The 25,129-nt window shown below is 30.5% G+C and carries 17 protein-coding genes, 1 other RNA gene and 2 pseudogenes; 1 reads left to right on the top strand and 19 read right to left on the bottom strand.

From position 1 onward, the window contains the following. The 9 genes and pseudogenes from ACRDDE_RS03880 to smpB all read right to left on the bottom strand — a co-directional run. A pseudogene (locus ACRDDE_RS03880) lies at positions 1-550 on the bottom strand (sensor histidine kinase); the annotation flags it as partial. Positions 551-553: 3 nt separating this feature from the next. After that, a complete protein-coding gene (locus ACRDDE_RS03875) occupies positions 554-1,222 on the bottom strand; it encodes a response regulator transcription factor (RefSeq protein ID WP_216561833.1) in 669 nt (222 codons plus the stop codon). A 126-nt stretch (positions 1,223-1,348) separates the two neighbouring features. Continuing rightward, positions 1,349-1,996 (bottom strand): hypothetical protein, encoded by a 648-nt coding sequence (locus ACRDDE_RS03870; protein WP_170075089.1) that lies wholly within the window; start codon positions 1,994-1,996, stop codon positions 1,349-1,351. An 11-nt stretch (positions 1,997-2,007) separates the two neighbouring features. Then, the gene (locus tag ACRDDE_RS03865; protein ID WP_021430251.1) at positions 2,008-2,496 is read right to left on the bottom strand and encodes a hypothetical protein; all 489 of its coding nucleotides are present in this window, start codon (positions 2,494-2,496) and stop codon (positions 2,008-2,010) included. Between the two features lie 16 nt (positions 2,497-2,512). Continuing rightward, complete coding sequence (locus ACRDDE_RS03860) at positions 2,513-6,193, bottom strand: AAA family ATPase (protein ID WP_438625655.1); 3,681 nt, start codon at positions 6,191-6,193, stop codon at positions 2,513-2,515. Positions 6,194-6,796: 603 nt separating this feature from the next. Next, positions 6,797-8,998 carry a catalase/peroxidase HPI gene (katG, locus tag ACRDDE_RS03855; RefSeq protein WP_438625653.1) on the bottom strand — a complete coding sequence of 734 codons (2,202 nt, stop codon included), beginning with the start codon at positions 8,996-8,998 and terminating at the stop codon, positions 6,797-6,799. A 288-nt stretch (positions 8,999-9,286) separates the two neighbouring features. Further along, entirely contained in the window at positions 9,287-9,826 is a 540-nt protein-coding gene (locus ACRDDE_RS03850) for a flavin reductase (RefSeq protein ID WP_438625651.1), read from the bottom strand. 309 nt (positions 9,827-10,135) lie between these two features. Further along, positions 10,136-10,487, bottom strand: a transfer-messenger RNA (tmRNA) gene (gene ssrA / locus ACRDDE_RS03845). Positions 10,488-10,613: 126 nt separating this feature from the next. Next, positions 10,614-11,069, bottom strand: a complete 456-nt coding sequence (gene smpB, locus ACRDDE_RS03840) for an SsrA-binding protein SmpB (protein ID WP_021430171.1) — start codon at positions 11,067-11,069, stop codon at positions 10,614-10,616. Positions 11,070-11,335: 266 nt separating this feature from the next. Here smpB and ACRDDE_RS03835 point away from each other — a divergent pair, with 266 nt between their 5' ends. Next, the gene (locus ACRDDE_RS03835; RefSeq protein WP_021430155.1) at positions 11,336-11,662 is read left to right on the top strand and encodes a hypothetical protein; all 327 of its coding nucleotides are present in this window, start codon (positions 11,336-11,338) and stop codon (positions 11,660-11,662) included. Between the two features lie 610 nt (positions 11,663-12,272). Here ACRDDE_RS03835 and rnr read toward each other — a convergent pair. The 10 genes and pseudogenes from rnr to ACRDDE_RS03785 all read right to left on the bottom strand — a co-directional run. Beyond that, positions 12,273-14,411: a ribonuclease R gene (rnr, locus tag ACRDDE_RS03830; RefSeq protein WP_438625649.1), complete on the bottom strand. Its 2,139-nt coding sequence runs from the start codon at positions 14,409-14,411 to the stop codon at positions 12,273-12,275. Between the two features lie 209 nt (positions 14,412-14,620). Continuing rightward, positions 14,621-14,842, bottom strand: a complete 222-nt coding sequence (gene secG / locus ACRDDE_RS03825) for a preprotein translocase subunit SecG (RefSeq protein ID WP_052169208.1) — start codon at positions 14,840-14,842, stop codon at positions 14,621-14,623. A 250-nt stretch (positions 14,843-15,092) separates the two neighbouring features. Continuing rightward, positions 15,093-16,514, bottom strand: a pseudogene (gene pyk / locus ACRDDE_RS03820) (pyruvate kinase); the annotation flags it as partial. A gap of 9 nt (positions 16,515-16,523) precedes the next feature. After that, complete coding sequence (locus ACRDDE_RS03815) at positions 16,524-17,798, bottom strand: GntP family permease (RefSeq protein WP_438625647.1); 1,275 nt, start codon at positions 17,796-17,798, stop codon at positions 16,524-16,526. Between the two features lie 31 nt (positions 17,799-17,829). After that, positions 17,830-18,972, bottom strand: coding sequence for a glycerate kinase family protein (locus ACRDDE_RS03810; protein ID WP_438625645.1), 1,143 nt, complete (start codon positions 18,970-18,972; stop codon positions 17,830-17,832). Positions 18,973-19,165: 193 nt separating this feature from the next. Then, positions 19,166-20,266, bottom strand: a complete 1,101-nt coding sequence (locus tag ACRDDE_RS03805) for a CdaR family transcriptional regulator (RefSeq protein ID WP_438625643.1) — start codon at positions 20,264-20,266, stop codon at positions 19,166-19,168. 500 nt (positions 20,267-20,766) lie between these two features. Then, positions 20,767-22,059: a phosphopyruvate hydratase gene (gene eno / locus ACRDDE_RS03800; RefSeq protein WP_021434089.1), complete on the bottom strand. Its 1,293-nt coding sequence runs from the start codon at positions 22,057-22,059 to the stop codon at positions 20,767-20,769. A 108-nt stretch (positions 22,060-22,167) separates the two neighbouring features. Then, positions 22,168-23,697, bottom strand: a complete 1,530-nt coding sequence (gene gpmI, locus ACRDDE_RS03795; protein ID WP_438625641.1) for a 2,3-bisphosphoglycerate-independent phosphoglycerate mutase — start codon at positions 23,695-23,697, stop codon at positions 22,168-22,170. 15 nt (positions 23,698-23,712) lie between these two features. Continuing rightward, entirely contained in the window at positions 23,713-24,459 is a 747-nt protein-coding gene (gene tpiA / locus ACRDDE_RS03790; RefSeq protein WP_021430225.1) for a triose-phosphate isomerase, read from the bottom strand. 110 nt (positions 24,460-24,569) lie between these two features. Then, a partial coding sequence (locus ACRDDE_RS03785) for a phosphoglycerate kinase (RefSeq protein WP_438625639.1) occupies positions 24,570-25,129 on the bottom strand: 560 nt, incomplete at its 5' end.

Here is a 25,129-nt window from a genome sequence, read left to right as displayed (position 1 = left end):
CTTTTACTATATAATCTTTTTCTAGTTCATTACTTTTAGAGTAATATAAAACTTGTTCTATATAATTTTCTATCTTTTCAATTTCTTCTAGTATGCTTAATGTATGTTCATTTTTATTATTTTCTATTATTAGTTTACTGGATGCTATAGGCGTTTTAATTTCGTGCACCCACATATCTATATATTCTTTGTGTTCTTCTTGTATAAAGATATATTTATTTACCTCTTCATTCATACCCTTATCTGTAACACTGATCACATCATATAATAATTGACCTTCAATAAATTCTGGCCTATTTATTAAAACAGGTAACAGATATTTTTTATCTAAATCATTTAATATATTTTTAGTCTCATTATAATATCTTGATTTTCTATTGTAATCATGGATTATTTCAATTGAATTTAGTACAATCCATAGAATTACTATAAATTTTATAGTTATAGATTCTACTTGTAATAAACCTAATATATATACTACAAAAACTAAAAATGACAATCTAAGAACTATGTAAAATTGTTTATCTTTTATATATTCTTTTATATTCATAAGTTACGGCATTATATAGCCTATTCCCCTTTTCGTCTGTATATAGTCATTGCACCCTACTATCTCTAGCTTTTTTCTAAGTCTATTTATATTTACTGTTAGGGTATTATCATCTATAAATAAATCTAAATCCCATAAATAATCCATTAAATCTCCCCTTGATACTATTTTGCCTTTATTTTTCATTAAACAATTTAATATTCTAAATTCATTCTTTGTAAGTTCTAATTCTTTATCATCAAAATAAATACTATTTTTCCCCAAATCTAATTCTAAATTTTTATATATAAGTGTTTTCACAGATGAATTTTTATAACTTCTTCTTAATATTGAATTTATATGAGCTAAAAGTATTTGTGTGTTATATGGCTTTGTTATAAAATCATCAGCTCCTAAGTTCATACTCATAAGCTCGTCCATTTCTGTATCTCTGCTTGTTACTACTATTATTGGTACATCCGATTTTTTTCTTATTTCTCTACATATATAATATCCATCACATATTGGTAGGTTTATATCTAGTAATATTAAATGAGGTTTTTCATTTAGTGTATTTTCTACTATGTTTTCAAATTCCTCCATTATTACTACTTCGTAGTTATAATTAACTAAGAAATTTTTTAGCTCAATTCTTATTTTTTCGTCGTCTTCTATTAAAATAATTTTTTCCATTCAAAATTCCCATTTCCTATTATTATTATATCAATTATTAACCTAGCATAGCATATGATTAAAAATCGGTATAATTAAGAATGATTTTAAATAAAAAAGGTATTGGCTATATAGCCAATACCTTTTTTATTTACTTATAATTGTATATGTATTCATAGAATTTAATGGTACTGTATTTAAATATGTCTCTCCTGTCTTATTAAAGAAAACTGCATATGTTATACCATTATTACTTCCATCTCTTACACCTTGAACTTGTATAACTCCTTTATCTGGGACACTTATTTTAACTGGCTTATGTCTAATTGAAAAAGGAGCTCCTTGTGCTACTCCATCAATAAACACTTGAACATAGTCATTATCTTCTACTTGTGAAAAGTTCCATATCGATATTTCTAAGTTTCCAACCCCTCCTGCAATTTCTAATGTTGCATTCTTAGGTTCAAGTTTTAAATCTTTTTTACTTAGTAAATCACCTTCAACTACATTTTCAATAGCCCCTGAAGTTAAGTTATCTCTAAATGCCTCCTTTGGAGTATGGGAAAACATAACATAAAATATAAAAATTACTAAAAACAGTCCTCCTACAACTTTTCTAAACTTTTTCATAGAAGGGTTTATATAATCATCTTTCTCTTCCTCATCTTCAAACCTTTTATACGAACTTTCATCAATATCCTCTTGTGCACCTTCAGAGTTTTTATTTTCTTTATATAAATTTATGTCAGATTGATTTTCTAACTCAATTTTATTATTCTCTTTAAATCTTTTCATAATATCCTCCGTTAACTAAGTTCTTCATTATAGTTTTGCATTTTTTCCTCGCTCTCTAGCATAGTTTCTGAAAGAGGCTTTTTCTTATAATACATCGATATAAATACTCTCCAAAGTATTAATGAAATTACAAAAGATACTATTCCAAAAATTTTTCTACCTGGAGTTAATTCCATGTAACTCCAGTTTAATATTTCAGCTCCTATACCAATAAACATATTCGATATTGTAAGATACTTAAGGGCTTCAAATAATGATGGGAAAATACTATAAATCCTCCTTAAAGCTCTAAATCTTAATGATATATACATAAGCATTGTAATTGCTATAAGTAAAGTTATATATTCTCCATAAACTGTAAACCCAGTACTTATTATTTTATAAGCATCTATAATAGTCATAATCGGAAATAATATAGATATAAGTACAAGTAAAGGCATACATAATATACCATATGCTAGTGTTATAATATTGCTTATTATATTTGATATAAATTTCATACTATCACCTCTTTATCTATAAATTAACCTTTGATACATCACACGCTTCAATAGTGATAAGATGCTCTTTAGTTAGGTTATCAATCTTTTCAAGTCTAACAGCTTGGTTTCTTACTGCTTTTTCAAACATATTTCTAACATATCTACCATTTCCAAAATCAGATACCTTACATGCTTCTTCAAATATATCTTTAATTTTCAATTTAGATTCTTCAGTAAGTACATACCCTTTTCCTTTAAATAATTTGTCTGCAATAATTGACAAATCACTAACTGAATAATCTTTAAATTCTATAATATTTGCAAATCTAGACTTTAATCCTGGATTAGTATCTAAGAACTTATCCATATCATCACTATATCCTGCTAATATCACTAATAAGTTATCTCTATTATCATCCATTCCTTTTACTAACGTGTCTATAGCTTCTTTACCAAATCCACTACCACTTCCGGCATCTTGAGCTAGTGCATAAGCTTCATCTATAAATAATATTCCTCCAAGGGCTGACTCTAATTTTTCTTTAGTTTTTATAGCTGTTTGGCCAACATATCCTGCAACCAATCCACTTCTATCTGTTTCTATAAATGTCTGACTACTTAACACACCAATATTATGTAAAACTTCACCAACAATTCTAGCCATAGTAGTTTTACCTGTTCCTGGATTTCCTTTAAATATCATATGAAGTGTTTGTGATTCATCTACAGGTAAACCTAAAGTTTTTCTTTGCTCTCTTATTTTTAATTGTGCTTGTAAACTTTTTATAAATTCTTTAACTTCTTCAAGTCCTACAACCTCATTCAATTTTGAGTCTAAATCAAATGTTTCTTTCGATTTATCATAAACATCAAAATCTTCTTCAGCTAATAATACTACAGAATTTTCATCGATCACATCCATGTCTGCTATCCTTGTTGATTGATTTCTTATTGTCCTTTCAATAATATTTCTTACCATTCTTCCATTACCAGAATTCTGTCCACTCTTTTGTTTTTCTTTTCTTATAGCTAATTCAAGTTCATCTTCTGAATTTCCAGCTAATATAAATCCTTTATTATGTATAATTTTTTTACCTATTTCAATTAATTCATCTATTTCATAATCCTTAAAGTTAACGCTCATCGGGAATCTAGATCTAAGACCTGAGTTAGTATTTAAGAAATCTTTCATCTCTTTATCGTAACCAGCAAGTATTACAACTATATCTTCTCTAAAATCTTCTATCAGCTTTACTAAAGTATCGACAGCTTCTTTACCTAAAGGATCATTTTCAGATGACATTAATGCATATGCCTCATCTATAAATAAAACACCTCCTAATGCTGACTTAAATACTTCTGTTGTTTTTTTACTAGTCTCTCCTGCATATTGACCTACTAAAGAGTTTCTATCTACTTCTATAACTTGCCCAGACTTTAATATTCCCATTTTACTCATAAGTTTTCCTATAAGTCTTGCAACTGTAGTTTTACCCGTTCCTGGATTTCCCGTAAATATCATATTAAGAGATTGAGATGATTCTACACTTACTCCAAGCTGCTTTCTTTTTTCTTTTGCAATCAGTTGCTTTTCTAAATCTCTAACAAATTGTTTTACATCTTCTAATCCAACAATATTATTTAACTCTTCTTCAATTTTAAATTCTTCTTTTTTATCTAATCCAAAATCACTTTCTGTTAGATTATTTATTTCTTCATTACTTATATCATTTTCGTCTAATTTAGCTAATCTATTAGATTGATTAGTTATAGCCTGTTCTATTATGTTTCTAGCTAATCTTCCGTTACCACTATCATTTTTACCTTTTATTTGCTTACCTTCAAACAGTTCTAATAAACTCTCATCTAAATTTTCATCTATTATATATCCATTTGACTTTGCAATAACCCTTGATATATCTAATAATTCCCTTGGTGAATAATCTTCAAATTCAATATTATAGTTAAATCTAGATTTAAGACCACTATTTGTTTTTAAGAAATCTTCCATTTCTTCACTATATCCAGCTAATATAACAACTAAATTATCTCTATTATCCTCAACAGCTTTTACAATTGTATCTACTGCCTCTATTCCAAAAATATCATTTTCATCTCTAGCAATAGCATAAGCTTCATCTATAAATAAAACTCCGCCCATAGCTGAGTTTACCTTACTCATTGTTTTTTGAGCTGTTTCTCCAACATATTGCCCTACTAAATCATTTCTAGAAACTTCAACTAAATGACCACTTGATAAATATCCAAATGCTTTTAGGTATTTAGCCATTATCCTAGCCATTGTAGTTTTACCCGTTCCTGGATTTCCAGTAAATATCATGTGTAAAGATAATTTAGCCTCTTTCGAACCTTTACTTTTTCTTAAATTTTGAACTTTTATATTATCATCTAATTTCTTTATAAATTCTTTTACAGTTGATAATCCTATTATATTCTCAAGTTCTTTATTTAAATCTTCGATACTATCATTATCATTGGTTTTAATTACAGAATATAAATTTATTGATTCTACTTCATTGGCTATTGTTAAAGAATTATTCTCTTCTTTTATCTTGTATGTATAATCGGTACTTATTTTTCCTGTTAACTCTAATTCAACTATCGGAGTGTATATGTAGTTTTTAATATATTCTTCTAAGCCATGTGCTCCTATGTTTTTATCAAAGTTATTTAGTACGTGATTTAAAACCATTTCATCAAATTCTATATTTATTTGAAGATTGTTATTTATTTTTGTTTGATAATCATTTAATATAAATTTGCATATTAATGATAAACTTTCCTCATTAAGATTTATTGTATTTATTATGTCATTTACTTTTTTCATAAAATTATTAGAAAATGCACTTCTTATATCTTCTTCTGTCTTTTCAGTTATAAATACTAAGTATTTTCCATTAACTAATATTTCATCAGTAGTATTTAAGGCAAGATTACCCTTACCTGTAACATCTACCATTTGACCTAATTGTTCTATGTATCTTCTATTTAATTTAAGTTTTTCATCTACAACAAGTTGTGTAAGTAAATCTAAAGCACTTTGATGGCACTTTTCAAAGTTATCAAATACAATAATTTGATCAGTACTATATAAAGCATTATATAAATCCGATAAAAACAAATTATCTGAATCACTTTCAAGTTTGTACTTAGCTAAATCTATAGAATGTATTCCACTTTTTTTAATGAGTTTATTTTCTTTTAAAAATCTACCTATTGCCTTAACTGATAAATGTCTTCCTGAACCAGTGGGACCTGTTATAAATATTGTATTTTTCACACCATCTTCTTTTCCATATGCAAACGGTCTTTTAAAAGCAATTATTAATTTAGAGATATAATCATTTTGGCCAAGAACATACTCTGAAAGTGTGCTCTCAATTGAATTAAAGATTGTATCTAACTCTTGTTTTTTTGTAATAGTATTTAATTTTACATTATTGCTAGTTGCTGTTTGATTAATTAAAGGCTTAGTAGGTTTACTTGGTATACTTTGAGCTGAATCAAAATTAGTAATATTTGATGTGCTAGATTTAGCCGTATTACTTATTTTGTTTTTCATATTAATATTTGTTTTTTCTAATGTTCTTTTATTTTTCTTGAAATGATCTTTATCTATTATTCCAACCTCTTTTATATGATCTATAACTTGAATTTCAGGAAATAAAATTCTTAATAGTTTAGATTTAGGCATGTTTGAATTTCCCCCTCAATTTTATTGTTTTAAAGTTTCCTAATATATTTTACCATAAGTTTCCATATTAAATGTTATTTTATCATTTATATTAATTTTATAATATTTAAATAAACAATTTGTATGAATCTAATCAATCTTATTCTTTAGATCTCTTTATATATGATTTACATTATATGTCTTATATTTTTAAGATTTATTCAAATATATATAGTTGCTTGTGTTACCTGTAAATGTACATCTTATATCTTTAAATGTAAATAATAGTAAAACTTAATACAGAATCAAGTTTCTTCAGGCTGTACATAAAAAAAGATATTAACTAAATAGTCAATATCTTTGATTGCTATACAGATTGTTAAGCTCTTTAAGTTCTTCAACGCTCAAAGTTTTTATGGTAGTGATATGCCATGTAACAGCTATACCAACCATAACTAAAAACATTTTAATGCACATTGATTGCATAAGTAATATAGAAATACTTAATGTTAACCATAGAAAAATTATTGATCCAATTTTTGTAGTTTTAGGAATAGCCTTATAATTCATGTAACAATATATATAACTACCAGAAAACTACTCCTTATTATTTGTAATATTATTCTAATTTTTAGATTTGTCTATATCGAAACGGTCCGCATTCATTACTTTATTCCAAGCACATATAAAATCCTTTAAGAATTTACCCTGAGAACCTTCACTTGCATACACCTCTGCAATAGCACGAAGTTGAGAATTAGATCCAAAAACAAGATCAACTCTTGTTCCTTCCCACTTTAACTTTCCTGTTTCTCTGTCACGTCCCTCAAATACCTTTTCATCAGAAGAAGTAGGTGTCCAAACTGTATCCATATCTAAAAGATTTACAAAGAAATCATTTGTAAGAGCCTCTGGTCTATTTGTAAAAACACCATACTTAGACTTTCCATAATTTGTATTCAATACACGCATACCACCTATTAAAACTGTCATCTCGGGAGCAGTCAAAGTTAAAAGTTGTGCACGGTCAATTAATAATTCTTCCTCACGCACTGAATAATCTGACTTTAGATAATTTCTAAATCCATCTGCTTTTGGCTCAAGCACAGAAAATGATTCAACATCAGTTTGTTCCTGTGATGCATCTGTACGTCCCGGAATAAAAGGAACTCTAACTTTATATCCAGCATTCTTTGCTGCCTTTTCAATACCTACACATCCTCCAAGAACAATCATATCTGCTAAAGATACCTGCTTATTTTTTAACTGTAAAGAATTAAAATCTTCCTTTATTTCTTCAAGAATCTGTAAAACATAATCTAATTGCTGCGGTTCATTAACTTCCCAATTTTTTTGTGGCTCTAGGCGAATTCTAGCTCCATTTGCACCACCACGTTTATCAGAACCTCTAAATGTTGATGCCGATGACCAAGCTGTATAAACAAGCTCTGATATTGATAATTTAGAATCTAAAATATTCTTTTTAAGATATTTGATATCACCTTCATTAATTAATTCATAATCGACTTCTGGTACAGGATCTTGCCATATAAACTTCTCACAAGGAACCTCTGGACCAAGATATCGTGAAATAGGACCCATATCACGATGTGTTAATTTAAACCAAGCACGTGCAAAATCATCAGTAAATTTCTTAGGATTTTCTGAATAGTTTTTTACAATTTTTTTATATATAGGATCGTAGATAAGACCTAAGTCAGCTGTTGTCATCATAGGAGGATGCTTCTTTGATGGGTCATGTGCATCTATAATCATATCCTCTTCAGCTACATCTTTAGCTATCCACTGGTACGCTCCTGCTGGACTTTTAATTAGCTCATATTGGTATCTTAACAATACTTTAAAATAACCCATATCCCATTTTGTTGGATTTGGTTTCCATGCACCTTCAATTCCACTACTGATTGTATCAGGCCCTTTACCACTTTTATAGCTGTTTTTCCAACCAAGTCCCTGCTGTTCGATACTAGCAGCTTCAGGTGGCGGACCAACATATGTTGCAGGAGCTGCGCCGTGACACTTACCAAATGTATGACCACCAGCTATAAGTGCTACAGTTTCTTCATCATTCATAGCCATGCGTGAGAATGTTTCTCTAATATCTTTTGCAGCTCCAACTGGATCAGGTTTTCCATCAGGTCCTTCTGGGTTTACATAAATTAATCCCATCTGAGTTGCAGCAAGTGGATTTTCAAGTTTACCACTGATAGGATTTTTATTATCTCCAAGCAATTTAGTCTGTGAACCCCAGTAAGTATCTTGTGGTTCCCAAACATCCACACGTCCTCCGCCAAATCCAATAGTCTTAAGTCCCATTGATTCAAAAGCACAATTACCTGCTAATATCATAAGATCTGCCCATGAAATTTTATCACCATACTTCTGTTTGATTGGCCAAATTAATCGACGAGCTTTATCTAAATTAATATTATCAGGCCAACTATTTAATGGTGGAAATCTTTGTGATCCATCACCACCTCCACCTCTTCCATCACCTACTCTGTAAGTTCCTGCACTATGCCATGCCATACGAATAAATAGTGGTCCATAGTTACCAAAATCTGCTGGCCACCAATCCTTTGAATCTGTCATTAAATTATATAAATCTTTTTTTAATTCATAAAAATCAAGCTTACAGAATTCTTTAGCATAGTCGAACTTAGGCCCCATTGGGTTACTAAGGCTTGAATTTTGATGAAGAATATCTAGGTTCAGCTGATTAGGCCACCAATCTTTATTTGAGTTTCCATCTCCTGATACAGCGTTGCTTACTCTCCCTGTAAATGGACATCTTATTTCTCTCATGTGATGATTCCCCCTTTAAGTACTACATGTTTCATTACATATTATGTAAATAGGCTTTTAATTATAACTTTTTTAAATACACATAATATGATCATATTTGTTAAATCACCGTCAAGTTGTTGCCAATGTTGGACATACAAAAAAGATATTGACAGTTTAGTCAATATCTTTTCGTGGATTTCAATGGTGGAGACTATTCTCAATAACTAACTCCACTATTAATTTTACACATTTCTACACAATTTTTACCATAGGTTTGTTTGAGTACAAATAGTGTTCTCTTTCTTATTACTCTTCTATTATATATGCACCAATAATCTCGCCATAATAAGCCGTATGGAAATCATTATTTGCTCCATGATAAGAACTGTCTACATCTTGAGGATAAAAAGTTTTTTTATTTTCTTCTGTAATAGCATTTTTATCCTGTTCTTGTTTATAAATAACTCTACACTCAAGAGTAAGAGGAAGCTCTTTTATACCTGGAACAGAAATATTATTAGACTCTTCTAAAGTTAAATTAAGTTCACTAATCTTATCAAAATTACAACCAGATTTTGTACCACACACACCTAATATCTTTTTATCAAATTCGCCCACTGGTATGTTTATCGTAAATTGTGGATTTTTATCAAGTTGTTCTTTTGTGAAACGGTTTTCTCTTACAAAAACCGTAAATATAGGCTTATTCCACTCGATTCCCAAAGTTCCCCATGATATAGTCATAGTATTAACGTTATCTTCTGCTTTAGTAGTTAAAAGAACTCCATCTTTAACACACTTCATAATTTCACCTGCATAGTCAAATACTTCTATTTCTCTTTTCATAATTTCCTCCTCGTAAAAACAGTATATTTTAATAATAGATTAGTATTCAATCATTAACAAGTACACATTTTTAGTAAGTTACTACAAAGTCCATTGATGCTCTAACTAAACTGATAGATTCTTTTATTAAATTATTTGAATCTATACATAACTTATCCTATCTTAAAAACTATCTTTTATATTTACGGTTTCAAAAACTTGCTTTTTATAACATATGCTGTTCCATTAATGGACAATGTGAAATAAAAAGATAATTATTTTCATAAAAAAACTCATATTCAAATGAATATGAGTTTTCATAAATTTCAATGGTGGAGACGAGGGGAGTCGAACCCCTGTCCGCAAGTCCTTTCCTCGCTGCGTCTACGTGCGTAGCCATCTGATTTTCAAATCTCGTCGCACACATCGCACAGTGGCAGGCTCTGTGATTGACCAGTCCCAATTAGTCCACTCTCGGTCGAGACACCCCGAAAGTAGTTCCCTGCATAAATGACGTCCAGGCCTGGCCGGCAGGAGGGCTTAGGCGGGACGAGCAGTCATTATGCTGCTAAAGCGTAATTATCGTTTGCGTTTATTTTAAGTTCCCCAGTTTTTACGTGACCCAGAGTAACACGACACGCAGCCTCAAGTGCCAAACCCACGTCGAAACCATTACGCCCCCGTGGTTGTTTTATAGTCCTGAGACTTTCTATCGCAAACTTTTTTCACCATTAATCAATATTAAGTTGTTATATATATAATAAAACTTTTTAAACTTAAAAGCAATATTATCTCATTGGAATTGTATCTAGTATCTACCAGATAACTCTCTTTCAATACGTCTATTAGCATCTTTCTTAGCTAAGTCTTGACGTTTATCATATAATTTTTTACCTTTTGCTAAAGCAAGTTCAACTTTAACTTTACCATTCTTAAGATAAACACTTAAAGGAATTAAAGCATACCCTTTTATAGTTGTAGCCCCTATAAGCTTTCTTATTTCATGTTTATGAAGTAATAATTTTCTTACTCTAAGAGGATCAACATTAAATATGTTTCCTTGTTCGTATGGACTTATATGAACTTGTTTTAAAAACACCTCTGAATTATCAACAGAAGCATATCCTTCAGCTAAGTTAAGTTTACCTTGTCTAATAGACTTAACTTCAGTACCCTTTAATTCGATACCACATTCATAAGTTTCTTCTATAAAATACTCATGTCTTGCTTTTCTATTAGTAGCTAAAACCTTAACACCTGCCATACAAATCACCTCTTATCCTTATCCTTCATTAATTACCTTAAAATATACCATATATAACCATACTAGTCAATACTCACAAATATTGAGTTAACTTAAAACTTGATGCACTAGTATTATATGTAATAAGTATGCTATATATTACACATAGTATATAAAATCAATAACATTTCACTCCCAAAATTTCCAATGTTAGTCCATCCTTATATACAACTTATACCCAATTATGCTATTCTTTTACCAAAATGTTAAAAAGAGGTTAAAAAATTATGGTTTCAAAACTATGTGCTTTACTGCTTATTCTTTATTGTACAAAGAATCTATATGATTTAGCTACAATGAATACATTCCAAATAGAAAAAGACATAATAGAAAAATTAAAATATGAGGATTTAGCTAAAAAAGCGGCTAAATGCTACAAATCCTTATTTGTATTAGAAGATATATCATATCTAGGAATAACAATACTATCATTAAGAGATAGTAAGTTTTTTATATTAATATTTTTCATTACTTTTTTTGTATTTGCAGGACTTAAAATAATAGCAGCTAAGGTATTTGAAACAATCTCAAAGAAAGTAGGTGAATCAAATTAGCGTATTACCACGGATACTATTTTTAATAATCATACTTAAAAATTTAAATGATACATTTAAATCAATTAAAAATAACTTTTCGAAAGAAATTAGAAGTACATCAAATTTCCCAGAAATTCTATATAGAAAAGTACTAAACGTAACAGACTTCGTAGACTTATTATTCTACATATTATTAAGTATCATCTTAATAGTAAACAAACACTTGGATATATACTATTACTTAATACCGGCGTATATAATCCTAAGAGTATCACTAACGTACATAACACTATGTGCAAAAAAATCATCACAATCATAAAATGAGAGTTGATATATTTGCTGATGAAACACTTAAAGGCCGATATCTTTAGGCCTTTGTGTGAAAGAAGCAATTATATTAACCCTCTTTTTTCATACAACAGAGAGAGTTTGGATTTGTTATTTCTGAAATACTTAAAGACCGCGCACTTTAGGTCTTTGTATGAAAGAAATAATAATTCAAACTCTCTAATCTTTTCCATGACAAAACAAAAGGAGAGGTTGGAATTGTTGGTTACGAAACACTTAAAGACCGCGATCTTCAGGTCTTTGTGTGAAGTAAACAATAATCTAAACTCTCCCACTTCAATTACTCTTGCTCTATTTTTTCTAGAAGTTTAAAGTCTATCTCTTTAAAATCTACATTAACTTTTTCAACTCTAATTTTAACAACATCACCGATTCTATACATTTTCTTAGTTCTCTCACCTAAAATAGTGAAAGTATTCTCATCAAATATATAATAATCATCTCCCATGTCTGCAAGTCTAACTAAACCTTCAACAGTATTATCTAACTCGATAAACATACCAAAAGAAGTTACACTTGAAACAATACCTACAAACTCTTCTCCAACTCTATCTTCCATATATCTAGCTTTATAAATATCTTTAACATCTCTTTCAGCAAGTTCTGCTTCTCTTTCTCTTTCTGATGATTGAGTAGAAGCATAATCAACTATTTGAGCTAATTGATCTTGTCTCTTTTGACTTATCTTGCCGTTTAAGAACTCTTTTATAATTCTATGAATTTGTAAATCTGGATATCTTCTTATAGGTGAAGTAAAGTGAGAATAATATTGAGCAGCTAATCCAAAGTGACCTACACACTCAGGTGAATATCTAGCTTGTTTTAAAGAACGTAACATGATAGTACTTATAGCTTTTTCTTCTGTCTTACCATGTATTTGCTCTATTATACCTTGTAATGCTTTAGGATGAACACTTTCTAAGTCTCCTTTAATAACATATCCAAAAGTAGATATAAACTTATTTAAAGTTTCTATCTTCTCATGTGCAGGAGTCTCATGAACTCTATAAACAAAAGGCATATTTAACCAGAAGAAATGTTCTGCTACAGTTTCATTTGTTATTAACATGAACTCTTCTATTATTCTGTTAGATATTCTTCTTTCATATTGTATTATATCAACAACATCGCCATCATTATTTAATATTATCTTAGCTTCAGGGAAATCAAAATCTATAGCCCCACGCTTTTCTCTTCTCTTCATTAATATTCTAGCTAGTTTTTCAGCAGTGAAGAAATCATCAGATACCTTAGCAAATGTGTTTTTAAGTTTCTCATCATCTTTTTCAAGAATATCTGATACTTCTGTATAAGTCATTCTAGCTTTTGAATTTATTATAGTTTCTTTTATATCATGCTTAACTACTTCACCTTTATGGTCTATTTCCATAAATACTGATAATGTAAGCTTATCTTCAAACGGATTTAAACTACATACTCCATTAGATAAAGTTTTAGGTAACATAGGTATTACTTTATCAACTAAATAAACAGAAGTTGCTCTTTTTAAAGCTTCTTTATCTAACTTACTCTTCTCTTTTACATAGTGAGTAACGTCAGCTATATGAACTCCTAATTTATAGTTTCCATTATCTAATACTTCTATAGACACAGCGTCATCTAAGTCTTTAGCATCTTCACCATCTATAGTGAATATATTAAGATCTCTTAAATCTAATCTTCTATCTATTTCTTCTTGTGGTATTTCGATAGCTACTTTTTCAGCTTCATCTAATACCTTTTTAGGGAATTCTTCAGGAAGACCATGTTCTCTTATTACAGATGCAATCTCAACATATCTGTCCCCTTTTTGCCCTAGTATTTCTATTATTTTACCTTCTGGTTTTCTATCTTCTGTTGGCCATTGAGTTATTCTACAAACTACTTTGTCATTTCCTCTAGCTCCATTGAAAAACTTCTTAGGTATAAATATATCTTTATTAAACTTCTTATTGTCTGGTAAGACAAATCCAAAGTTTTTGCTTTCTTGGAAAGTTCCTACAACATCAGTTATAGCTCTTTCTACAACTTTTATAATTCTACCTTCTGCTCTTTTTTCATCAGTTGCTGGAGTTGTGATCTCAGCTATAACTCTATCATTATGCATTGCTCCATTAAGACTATCAGCAGGTATAAATAGATCTTGTGTATACTCTTCATCAGATTCTACAAATCCAAATCCTTTTTTATGAGATACTAGCTTACCTACAAAAAGTCCCATTTGATTTGGAGATGTATATTTCCCTTTTTTAGTAAGTATTAAATACCCAGATTCTACTAATTCATCTAAAAAGTTATAGAACATAGGCATTTCTGTATGATGTATATCAAATATCATTGCTAATTCTTCTTTTTTTAGAGGATTGTATGCTGCTTCTGATATAAGTCCCAACAATTTTTGTTTTAATTCTTCACCCATTGTTTTCCTCCTATTAATTTAGTTATTACTTTATACTATGCTTTCACTAAATATTTTTCCCATTTTATTTATATAAATTACAATAAGATTAATTATCCATAAATTATATCATTAAATGGTTTTAATGGTAAATTATGTTTTATATGATAATAAAAAACAATTACGTTAATCGTAATTGTCATCTTATGTTTAAAATAAATTCAATTTTATTATTTAACTAAAAGTATTGCCATAGCATTTAAGAAAAATAATACTGCACTTATTTTAGTTACTCTTGCTAAAAATGCTTCTTTCCCTTTTGGTTTAAAGTAACTTTGAGTTCCCTCTCCACCAAATTCAGTAGGTACAGCACTCTTAGTATCTTGTGGTAATATACTTACTACTAAAATTATAGATATTACTACCTGTACTCCCATTAATACATTAAACATAGTTATCCTCCTACATTTATAATCACTAATATAACATAATTTTAGTGTAGCATAATAATATACTACATTCAAGTTATAAAGTCAATCTTGTTGTATTATTACCCAATCTTAACCACAATAATCCCCCCACAAAACTTTCTTTTTTCCTCTCACAAAGTCCGAAGGGTGAATATCTTAGTTTTAGCGACTTTTAAAGCTTCTTTCTAGCTTTAGGAGCAAAACTAAGATATTCACCCGAGGACTACCTATCTATTGAGTGAACTTTTATCATATTCGTAGTACCTGATATACCAGTTGGCACACCTGCACTTATAACAACTAAATCACCTTGATTTAAATAATTTAACTCTGTAACAGCTTTTATAGAATTATCTATCATATCATCTGTATTTACTACATTAGAAGTCTTTGTGGGATACACTCCCCAAGTTAAAGCTAACCTTCTCATAACACCTTCATCTTCTGTAGTTGCAATTATTGGACACTGTGGTCTAAACTTAGAAACCATTCTTGCTGTATGCCCACTTGATGTAAATGTTATTATTGATGCTGCATTTAAATCTATTGCAGTTGTACATGTAGCATGACTTATAGCATTTGTTACATTAACGTCTTTTAACTTTTTCTTTTTAAGTAACTCATTATAATTTAAAGTTTCTTCTGTTCTCTTAGCTATAGTAGCCATAGTTCTTACAGCTTCAACTGGATACTTACCTGCTGCAGTTTCTCCTGATAACATTATCGCATCTGTACCGTCATATATTGCATTTGCAACATCTGTCACTTCAGCTCTAGTTGGTCTAGGGTTTCTAATCATAGAATCTAACATTTGAGTTGCTGTTATTACAGGCTTTCCTAACTCATTACATTTTCTTATCATCATCTTTTGAGCTATTGGTATTTCTTCTGTAGGAATTTCAACTCCTAAATCTCCTCTTGCTACCATTATCCCATCAGAAACTTTTATTATATCATCTATATTATCTATACCTTCTTGATTTTCTATCTTAGATATTATTTGTATATGCATTGCATTATTATTTTCTAAAACTTCTCTTATAGCTAAAACATCAGATGCTTTTCTAACAAAAGATGCTGCTATATAATCAATACCTTGTCCTATACCAAACTCTATATCACTTATATCTTTTTGAGTAAGTGCTGGTAAATTTATTTTTACCCCTGGTACGTTAACACCTTTGTGATTTTTAACTATTCCTGAATTTTCTACTATACAAATTATATCTTCACCTTGAACTTCTTCAACTCTTAATCCTACTAATCCATCATCTATTAATATAGTATCTCCAGGTACTACATCTTCTGCTAATCCTTTATAACTTACTGTACATTTATTTTTATCACCCATAACATCTTTCATTGTTATAGTGAACTTTTGACCTTCTTCTAATAATACTTCAGGTGCATCAAAGTTTCCTGTTCTTATCTCTGGACCTTTTGTATCTAATAATATAGCTATTGGTTCATTTAAATCTTCTCTAACTTTTTTAACTATATCCATTCTTTGTTTATGTTCTTCATGTGATCCATGAGAGAAGTTAAATCTACATACATTCAATCCATTTTCTACAAGCTCTTTTAATATTTCTTCTTTATCTGATGCTGGTCCTAGTGTACATACTATCTTAGTTCTTTTTCTATTGCTTATCATAGTTGCCTCCTAAAGTATTATTCCCCACATTATAGTTGAAATTATTGTCATTGAAAGTCCTATTAAAGACTCATATGGTATTAACATTAAACGCTCGCCTATACTCATATTAGTAGCTCCTGCTGTTGCATGGAAGAATGATCCATGTGGTAAATGATCAAGTACTGTTGCTCCTGTGTGTACCATTGCTCCACCTGCTAATGGTGATACTCCAGATGCTATTATAGCTGGTGCAAATGTTGCTGATGCTATTGTTGCTCCTGCTGTTGTAGATGCAGTAGCTGCTGACATTAATACTCCTGATATTGGTGCTAGCAAGAATGCTGGCATATGAACTGCGCTTAATACCGCTATTGTTGTTTGTTGTAATGTTGATGCTTTTATTATTCCTGCTACTGTTCCAGTTCCTATTAATAATATTGCAACTGGCATCATCTTTGATAAACCAAATGTTACGTATTCATTAATATTTTTTATTTTTCCCATAGCCAATGCTCCAACTATACCTCCTACTGGAAGTGCTATAAGTGGATCTATTGCTATTCCTGCTATAGGTCTTAATGCTAATAACATTATAGCTACCACAGGTCCTACTATTGCTGATATAAATGATGGTAATTCTACCTTTTCACTTTCATTTTCTATCTCATCTTCTATTTCTTGTAATTTTTTAGATTTTATTTTTTTACCTAGCATATTTGCTAATATAACTGTTACTATAAGTCCTACTATTGCTGGTATTATATTTGCTGCCATTAACGATGATAAATCTACCCCAAAGTTTTCTGCTGCTGATATAGTGTTTGGATTTGGAGATATTACATTTCCTGCTTTTCCTCCACCTATCATAGCTAAAAGTATAACCATTGGTGCATATCCTATTTTCTTAGCTATTGCTAATGCTATTGGAGCTACTGTTATAACTGCTACATCTACGAATACTCCAACTGATGTTAATATCATAGTTGATAATGCTAATGCGAATAATGCTCTTTTTTCACCTAGTGTTTTTATAATTTGATCTGCAATTTTAGCTGCTGCACCTGTTTTTATTAATACTCCGGCTAAAACCCCAGATGTTACTATACGAAGGATTGCCGGCATTATGTCTTTTGCTCCAGTCATCATTACATCTACTGTACCTGTAAGACCTGCGCCACCTACTAATCCACCTACTACCGCTCCTAGTATTAAACTGTAAGCCGGATGAAATTTCTTTATTATAAGTATTATCGATAATAAAAGTCCTAGTATTGATCCTAGTGTTGTTATTTGTACTTCCATCTTCGTCCACCGCCTTATTTTTTAGTTTTGATTAGTTCTTTACTGCTTCTATAAGGTTAAATATCTGTATTGTTGTTTCAATCATGTTTTGAGTTGCATTTTCTTTTTTCATTGCTTCATCTATTGTCATAGCCTTGTTTACTATAGAGAAATAAGCATCTATACCTTCTTCATTACATTTAACTGCATCTGGTGTTGTGCATCCTGCTATTGCTATTACTTTTGCTCCATGTTTTTTAGCCAACTTAGCTACTCCTATTGGTGCCTTTCCCATAGCAGTTTGATTGTCTAGTCTTCCTTCTCCTGTTATAACAATATCTGCATCCTTTAATACTTCTTCTAACTTTATTTCATCTAAAATTATCTTTATTCCTGACTCTAATTTAGAATTTAAAAATCCTAAGAATCCAAATCCTAATCCTCCAGCTGCTCCTGCACCTTCTATATGAGCTATATCTTTTCCTAAATCTTTTTTCACAACTTCTGCAAAGTTTTTAAGTCCTTTATCTAATTCCTTTACTATCTCTTTAGTTGCTCCTTTTTGAGGTCCATATATATAAGCTGCTCCATTTTCGCCATATAAAGGATTGTTTACATCACATGCTATCTTGAAATTACACTCATCTAATTCTTTTAATTTGTTATCTGTTTTTATTCTTTTTATTTGATTTAAAACTTTTCCACCTAGTCCCACTAAGTTATCGTTTTCATCATAAAACTCAAATCCTAATGCTTGAAGCATTCCTACACCACAATCATTTGTAGCACTTCCACCTATTCCAACTATGAAGTTTCTACATCCTTTTTCTATTGCTTCTTTTATTATTTCTCCAACTCCATAAGTTGTTGTATTTAAAGGATTTTTAAGTTCTGCTGGAACTAATGGTAATCCTGACGCTTGAGCCATTTCTATTATTGCTGTATTTGTTTCTTTTAATATTCCATAAGTTGCATTTACTTTTTCATTTATAGGACCTGTTACACTTATTACTTTTTCTTCTCCGTTCATACCTTGTACTAAGGCTTCTACAGTTCCTTCCCCTCCATCTGCAAGGGGCATTATAACTACATCTGATTTATTATCAACACTTAATATTCCTTTTTTAATTGCATTTGCTGCTTCTATCGAAGTTAAACTTCCTTTTAAAGAATCTATCGAAATTACTATTTTCATTTTTGTCGCCTCCCTTTGATATTTTCATTATAACAAATTCGCTTTTCTAACCGAATGTTACGTATACTAAATAATGCAACTTTATTTAATTTTATTTTGGTACTTGTACCATTGAAAAGCTATTCCATTAATGCTTTGAGCACAAAAAGTACCATATCAAAAATTGTTTTATTTTGATATGGTACTTTTTATTTTAATTAAATTTTGATAATCGTATAGCTATTGCTATATATAAAACTACAGATTCTTTAAAACATCTAGGATTTAATCCACTTCTTTGATAAATTCTCTCTAATCTATACTGTAAAGTATTTTTATGAATATATAACTCTTCAGATGTTGCTTTTAATGACATATCGTTTTTATAATAAATTTCTAATAATTTTATATCTTCATCATCTAACTCCTTTAAAACTTTTTCTAGATATTGATTTTTAATTTCTACATCTAGATTTTCTAATATTAACTCTAAATCTAAATCATCTATATAAGTTAATATCTTATTATTTTTTTTAGAATACTGAAGTGCTATTCTAGCTTCTTGATATGATTTATGAGTATCATATAAATCTTTTAATCTTCCTACTCCACCGTTTAGCTTATCTTTATATTTATTTAATATATCCATATAAACAAGTTTAAGTTTTTCATACTTTTGCTCATTTACTAAAGCTATACATTCATTAGGATAAACATATATCTTAAAGATATTACCTATAGAATCAAACACCTTGCTTATATCTTCTTCTATAATTTCTACTTCTCTATCATTATGATTCTTCTTGATTTTCATAAGTACAACAGCAAACTTTTGATTTACGCCTATCCCAAATTGCTCTAAAATACTTTCAATCTCATTTTTATCTTCTATACTATCATATATAAGAGACTTAACTACATAATTTATTCGTTGTTTATCTGCTTCATATTTATAATTTAGCTCTTGCTCTTTTATAAATATTTCCGTTATCTTCGTTACTAAAAAACCATATTTACTTACTTCACTTGGTTCTCCAGTTATTCCAATAGCCCCTATTGCATCTTTATTAATTTTTATAGGGTAATTTATTCCTTTTTTACTACCTTCATACTCAGAATTATCTTCAACAGTTATATTACTAAGAGTCTTCACAGCCTTATATCCAGCCTGATGAAATGTATTCAACCTATTCTTATCAGTACTCCCAATTATAACTCCATTTTTATCAATGAAATTTATATCCTTATCTACAACTTCCTTAACTGCATTCACTATCTCTTGAGCTAAATTCTTACTAATTTTATTTATAGCCATAACATAACCTTCTTCACAAATACTTTAATATAAATCATATTCATATATAATCTTTCCCGAACCTCAAATAAACTTTCATTTTTTATAACAAAGCGTCCGCAATGTGAATCTGTTAGTTTCAACGCTCTTTAAAGCACCTTTTCAGTTTTTAAGTTTTTTCCAAAATGTCCGCAGGGTGAATATATTAGTTTCAGCGCCCTTTAAAGTATCTTTTCAGCTTTGGAAGCGAAACTTTCCTTCATCTCACAAAGCGTCCGAAGGGTTAATATGTTAGTTTCAGCGTCCTTTAAAGCTTCTTTTCAACTTTGGAAGCGAAACTCTGTTTTATAACCAAACGTCCGCAGGGTGAATATATTAGTTTCAGCGCCCTTTAAAGCTTCTTTTCAGCTTTGGAAGCGAAACTAATATATTCACCCGAGGACCCTCTAAAAGGTTATAAAACTGAAAAGAGCCTTAGTAAACTAAGACTCTTTTTTAGCATTTATCTATATAATTTGAGGTTATTTCTTTAAGTTATAGAATGAGTTTAATCCGCAGTATCTAGCAGACTCCCCTACCATCTCTTCTATTCTTAATAATTGGTTGTACTTAGCAACTCTATCAGTTCTTGATGGAGCACCAGTTTTTATTTGACCAGCATTTACAGCTACTGCTAAGTCAGCTATAGTAGTATCTTCAGTTTCTCCAGATCTATGAGATATAACTGCAGTGTATCCAGCTCTCTTAGCCATTTCTATAGCATCTAAAGTCTCAGTTAAAGTCCCTATTTGGTTAACTTTTACTAATATAGAGTTTGCTACACCAGCTTCTATTCCTCTTTCTAATCTTTCAGTATTAGTAACAAATAAGTCGTCTCCAACTAATTGTAATTTGTTTCCTAATCTGTCAGTTAATACTTTCCATCCATCCCAATCTTCTTCGTCTAATCCATCTTCTATAGTTATTATAGGGAAGTTGTTAGCCCAATCTTCATATAAATCAACCATTTCAGCAGAAGTTAATTCTTTTCCTTCTCCAGCTAAAACGTATTTTTTAGTTTCTTTGTTGTACATTTCTGTAGCAGCAACGTCAAGTCCTAACATAACGTCTTTTCCTGGCTCGTATCCAGCTTTTGATATAGCTTCAACTATTAATTCTAAAGCAGCTCTGTTTGAATCTAAGTTTGGAGCGAATCCACCCTCGTCACCAACACCACAAGCTAATCCATTTTCACCTAAAACTTTCTTTAATGAATGGAATACTTCTGCTCCCATTCTTAATCCTTCTCTGAAAGATTTAGCACCTACTGGTAATATCATGAACTCTTGAACGTCTACGTTATTATCAGCATGCTCTCCACCGTTTAGTATGTTCATCATTGGAACTGGTAATTGCTTAGCATTTACTCCACCTATGTATTGGAATAATGGTAAACCAACTTCTTCAGCAGCAGCTCTAGCTACAGCCATAGAAACACCTAATATAGCATTTGCTCCTAATTTACCTTTGTTTGGAGTTCCATCTAATTCTATTAATAATCCATCTATTCCAGGTTGGTCTGTTGCATCCATACCTTCTAATTCAGGTGCTATTATTTCGTTAACGTTGTCAACAGCTTTCTCAACACCTTTTCCTAAGTATCTTCCTTTATCTCCATCTCTTAACTCAACTGCTTCGAAAGCTCCTGTTGATGCTCCTGATGGAACTATAGCTCTACCAGTTACTCCACTTTCTAATACTACTTCAACCTCTACAGTTGGGTTTCCTCTTGAATCTAATACTTCTCTAGCGTATACTAAATCGATTAATGACATAATTATGTCTCCTTTCAAGTTTATATATTAAAGTTTTAAATATATATCTATATTATATTATAAATATTGGTAATTAATAGTATTTAATGTAACCTTTTGTAAAATTACTTACTTTTGTATTAATGAATCTCCAGTCATTTCTTCTGGTTTTTGTAAATTCATTATGCCAAGTACAGTTGGTGCTATATCAGATAATCTTCCACCTTCTCTAAGTTTAGAAGACTTGTATTCATCACCAACAACCATAAATGGTACTGGGTTAGTTGAGTGCGCAGTTATAGTTGTTTTAGTTTCTGGATCTTGCATTAATTCTGCATTACCATGGTCAGCTGTTATTAAAGCTACTCCACCTTTTTCTAAAACTTTATTTGTAACTTGTCCAACACATTTATCAACTTCCTCTACAGCCTTAACTGCTGCTTCTATAACCCCAGTATGTCCAACCATATCTGGGTTAGCATAGTTTAATACTATAAAGTCATATTTATCTTCATCTATAGCTTTTAACATTTTTTCTGTTAATTCATCAGCACTCATTTCAGGTTGTAAATCATATGTTGCAACCTTTGGAGATGGTACTAATAATCTATCTTCACCTTTGTTTGGTTCTTCAACTCCACCATTAAAGAAGAAAGTAACATGAGCATATTTTTCTGTTTCAGCAGCTCTTAATTGAGTCTTACCGTTTTTAGCTAAATATTCTCCTAATGTATTTTCTAAGCTTTGTGGTTTGAATGCTACGTGTACATTTTTTATAGTTATGTCATATGTAGTTAAACAAACAAAGTAAGTTTTCATACATGGTCTTTCAAATCCAACAAATTCATAGCAAACTAATGCTCTTGTTATTTGTCTTGCTCTATCTGGTCTAAAGTTACCAAATATTATAGAGTCATTTTCTTTTATAATACCTACTGGGTTTCCGTCTTCAACTATTACAGTTGGTAGTACGAATTCATCAGTCTTATTTTCTTTATAAGCTTTTTCTACAGCTTCTTTTGCAGAATTAGCAGTTTCGCCTTTTCCATCAACCATAGCTTCATAAGCTAGTTGTATTCTTTCCCATCTTTTATCTCTATCCATAGCATAGTATCTCCCAGATACTGATGCAAATTTCCCCACTCCTACTTCTTGCATGTATTTTTCAACATCTTCGATGAATGTTAAAGCACTCTTTGGATCAGTGTCTCTACCATCTGTGAATGCATGAACATATACATTTTCAACACCATTTTCTTTAGCCATTTTTATTAAAGCTTTTAAATGGTCTATATGTGAATGAACTCCTCCATTAGATACTAATCCCATTAAATGAAGTGAATGTTCTTTCCCATTTTTCATTGCTTCTAATAAGACATCATTTTTGAAAAGTTCTCCATCTTCTATTGCCTTACTAACTCTAGTTAAATCTTGATATACTATTCTTCCTGCTCCGATGTTTGTGTGCCCAACTTCTGAGTTACCCATTTGTCCATCTGGAAGACCAACATCAAGACCACTAGCTTGTATTAAAGTATGAGGGTAGTTTTCATGTAATTTGTCTAAGTTAGGAGTTTTTGCACTTGTTACTGCATTTCCTATCTTTACTTCACTACATCCAAAACCGTCCATTATTATTAATGCTACTGGTTTTTTCATGTCTTTTTTCACTCCTTAGAAATTAACAAGTTCTGTGAAGTCAGCTGGTTGTAGACTAGCTCCACCAACTAAAGCTCCATCTATATCAGTTTGGTTCATTATTTCTGATACATTAGAAGGTTTTACACTTCCTCCGTATTGTATTCTTACTTCTTCTGATATTTCTTCTCCGTATAATCCTTTAACTACTTCTCTAACATATGCTATTACATCGTTAGCTTGCTCAGCAGTTGCAGTTTTTCCAGTTCCTATAGCCCATATTGGCTCGTAAGCTATAACAACTTTTTTCATATCTTCTGCAGTTACATTTTCTAAAGCTTTTTCAGTTTGAACTTTGCAAACATCTTTAGTTTTATCTGCTTCTCTTTCTTCTAAAGTTTCACCTATACATAATATTGGATCTATTCCAGCTTCTAAAGCTTTTAATACTTTCTTATTTACTGTTTCATTAGTTTCATTGAAGTATTGTCTTCTTTCAGAATGTCCTAATACTACATAATCTATATCTAATTCTTTTAACATAGGTGCAGATATTTCTCCTGTAAATGCTCCATTATCTGCATAGTGCATATTTTGAGCACCTATTTTTATAGGAGTTCCTTTTGTAGCTTCCTTTAAATCTTTTAATAAAGTGAAAGGAGCACATATAACTGCCTCTACATCTGTATTATTTACTTTTCCTTTTATCTCATTAACAAACTCTACAGCTTCTGCTATAGTTTTGTGCATTTTCCAGTTTCCTGCTATTATAGGTTTTCTCATTTTTACTTCCTCCATTACTATAAATTGAATATAGTACTTTTTTGCTTACAGTAGATAAAGTCAAATTTATCTACTGTAAGCTATATATAATTATTGATAAAATTTAAGGCTTATTTATTGTCTAATGCTGATATACCTGGTAAGTCTTTACCTTCTAAGAATTCTAGAGAAGCTCCTCCACCTGTAGAAACGTGAGTCATCTTATCTCCAAATCCTAATTGGTTAACAGCTGCTGCAGAGTCTCCTCCACCTATTACTGTTGTAGCATTTTCTAAAGCTGCCATAGTTTTAGCAACAGCTAATGTTCCTTTTGCAAAGTTTTCGAATTCGAAAACTCCCATAGGTCCATTCCATACTATTGTTTTAGAATCATTTACTGTATTTACATATTCTTCTATAGTTTTTGGTCCTATATCTAGTCCCATGAATCCTTCTGGTATGTTTGCATCTTCAGTTATAACTGGAGCGACATCTGCAAATTTATCAGCAACAGCATTATCTACTGGCAATAATAATTTAACACCTTTAGCTTTTGCTTTTTCCATCATTTCTTTAGCGTATTCTACCTTGTCTTCTTCAACTAATGAAGTTCCTATTTGGTATCCTTGAGCTTTTAAGAATGTGTAAGCCATTCCTCCACCTATTATTAGGTTGTCTACTTTTTCTAATA

Source organism: Paraclostridium sp. (genome assembly GCF_051656405.1).
Classification (GTDB): Bacteria; Bacillota; Clostridia; order Peptostreptococcales; family Peptostreptococcaceae; genus Paraclostridium.
Note: the sequence above shows the minus strand (reverse complement) of the source record. Positions and strands in the feature narration are given on the sequence as shown.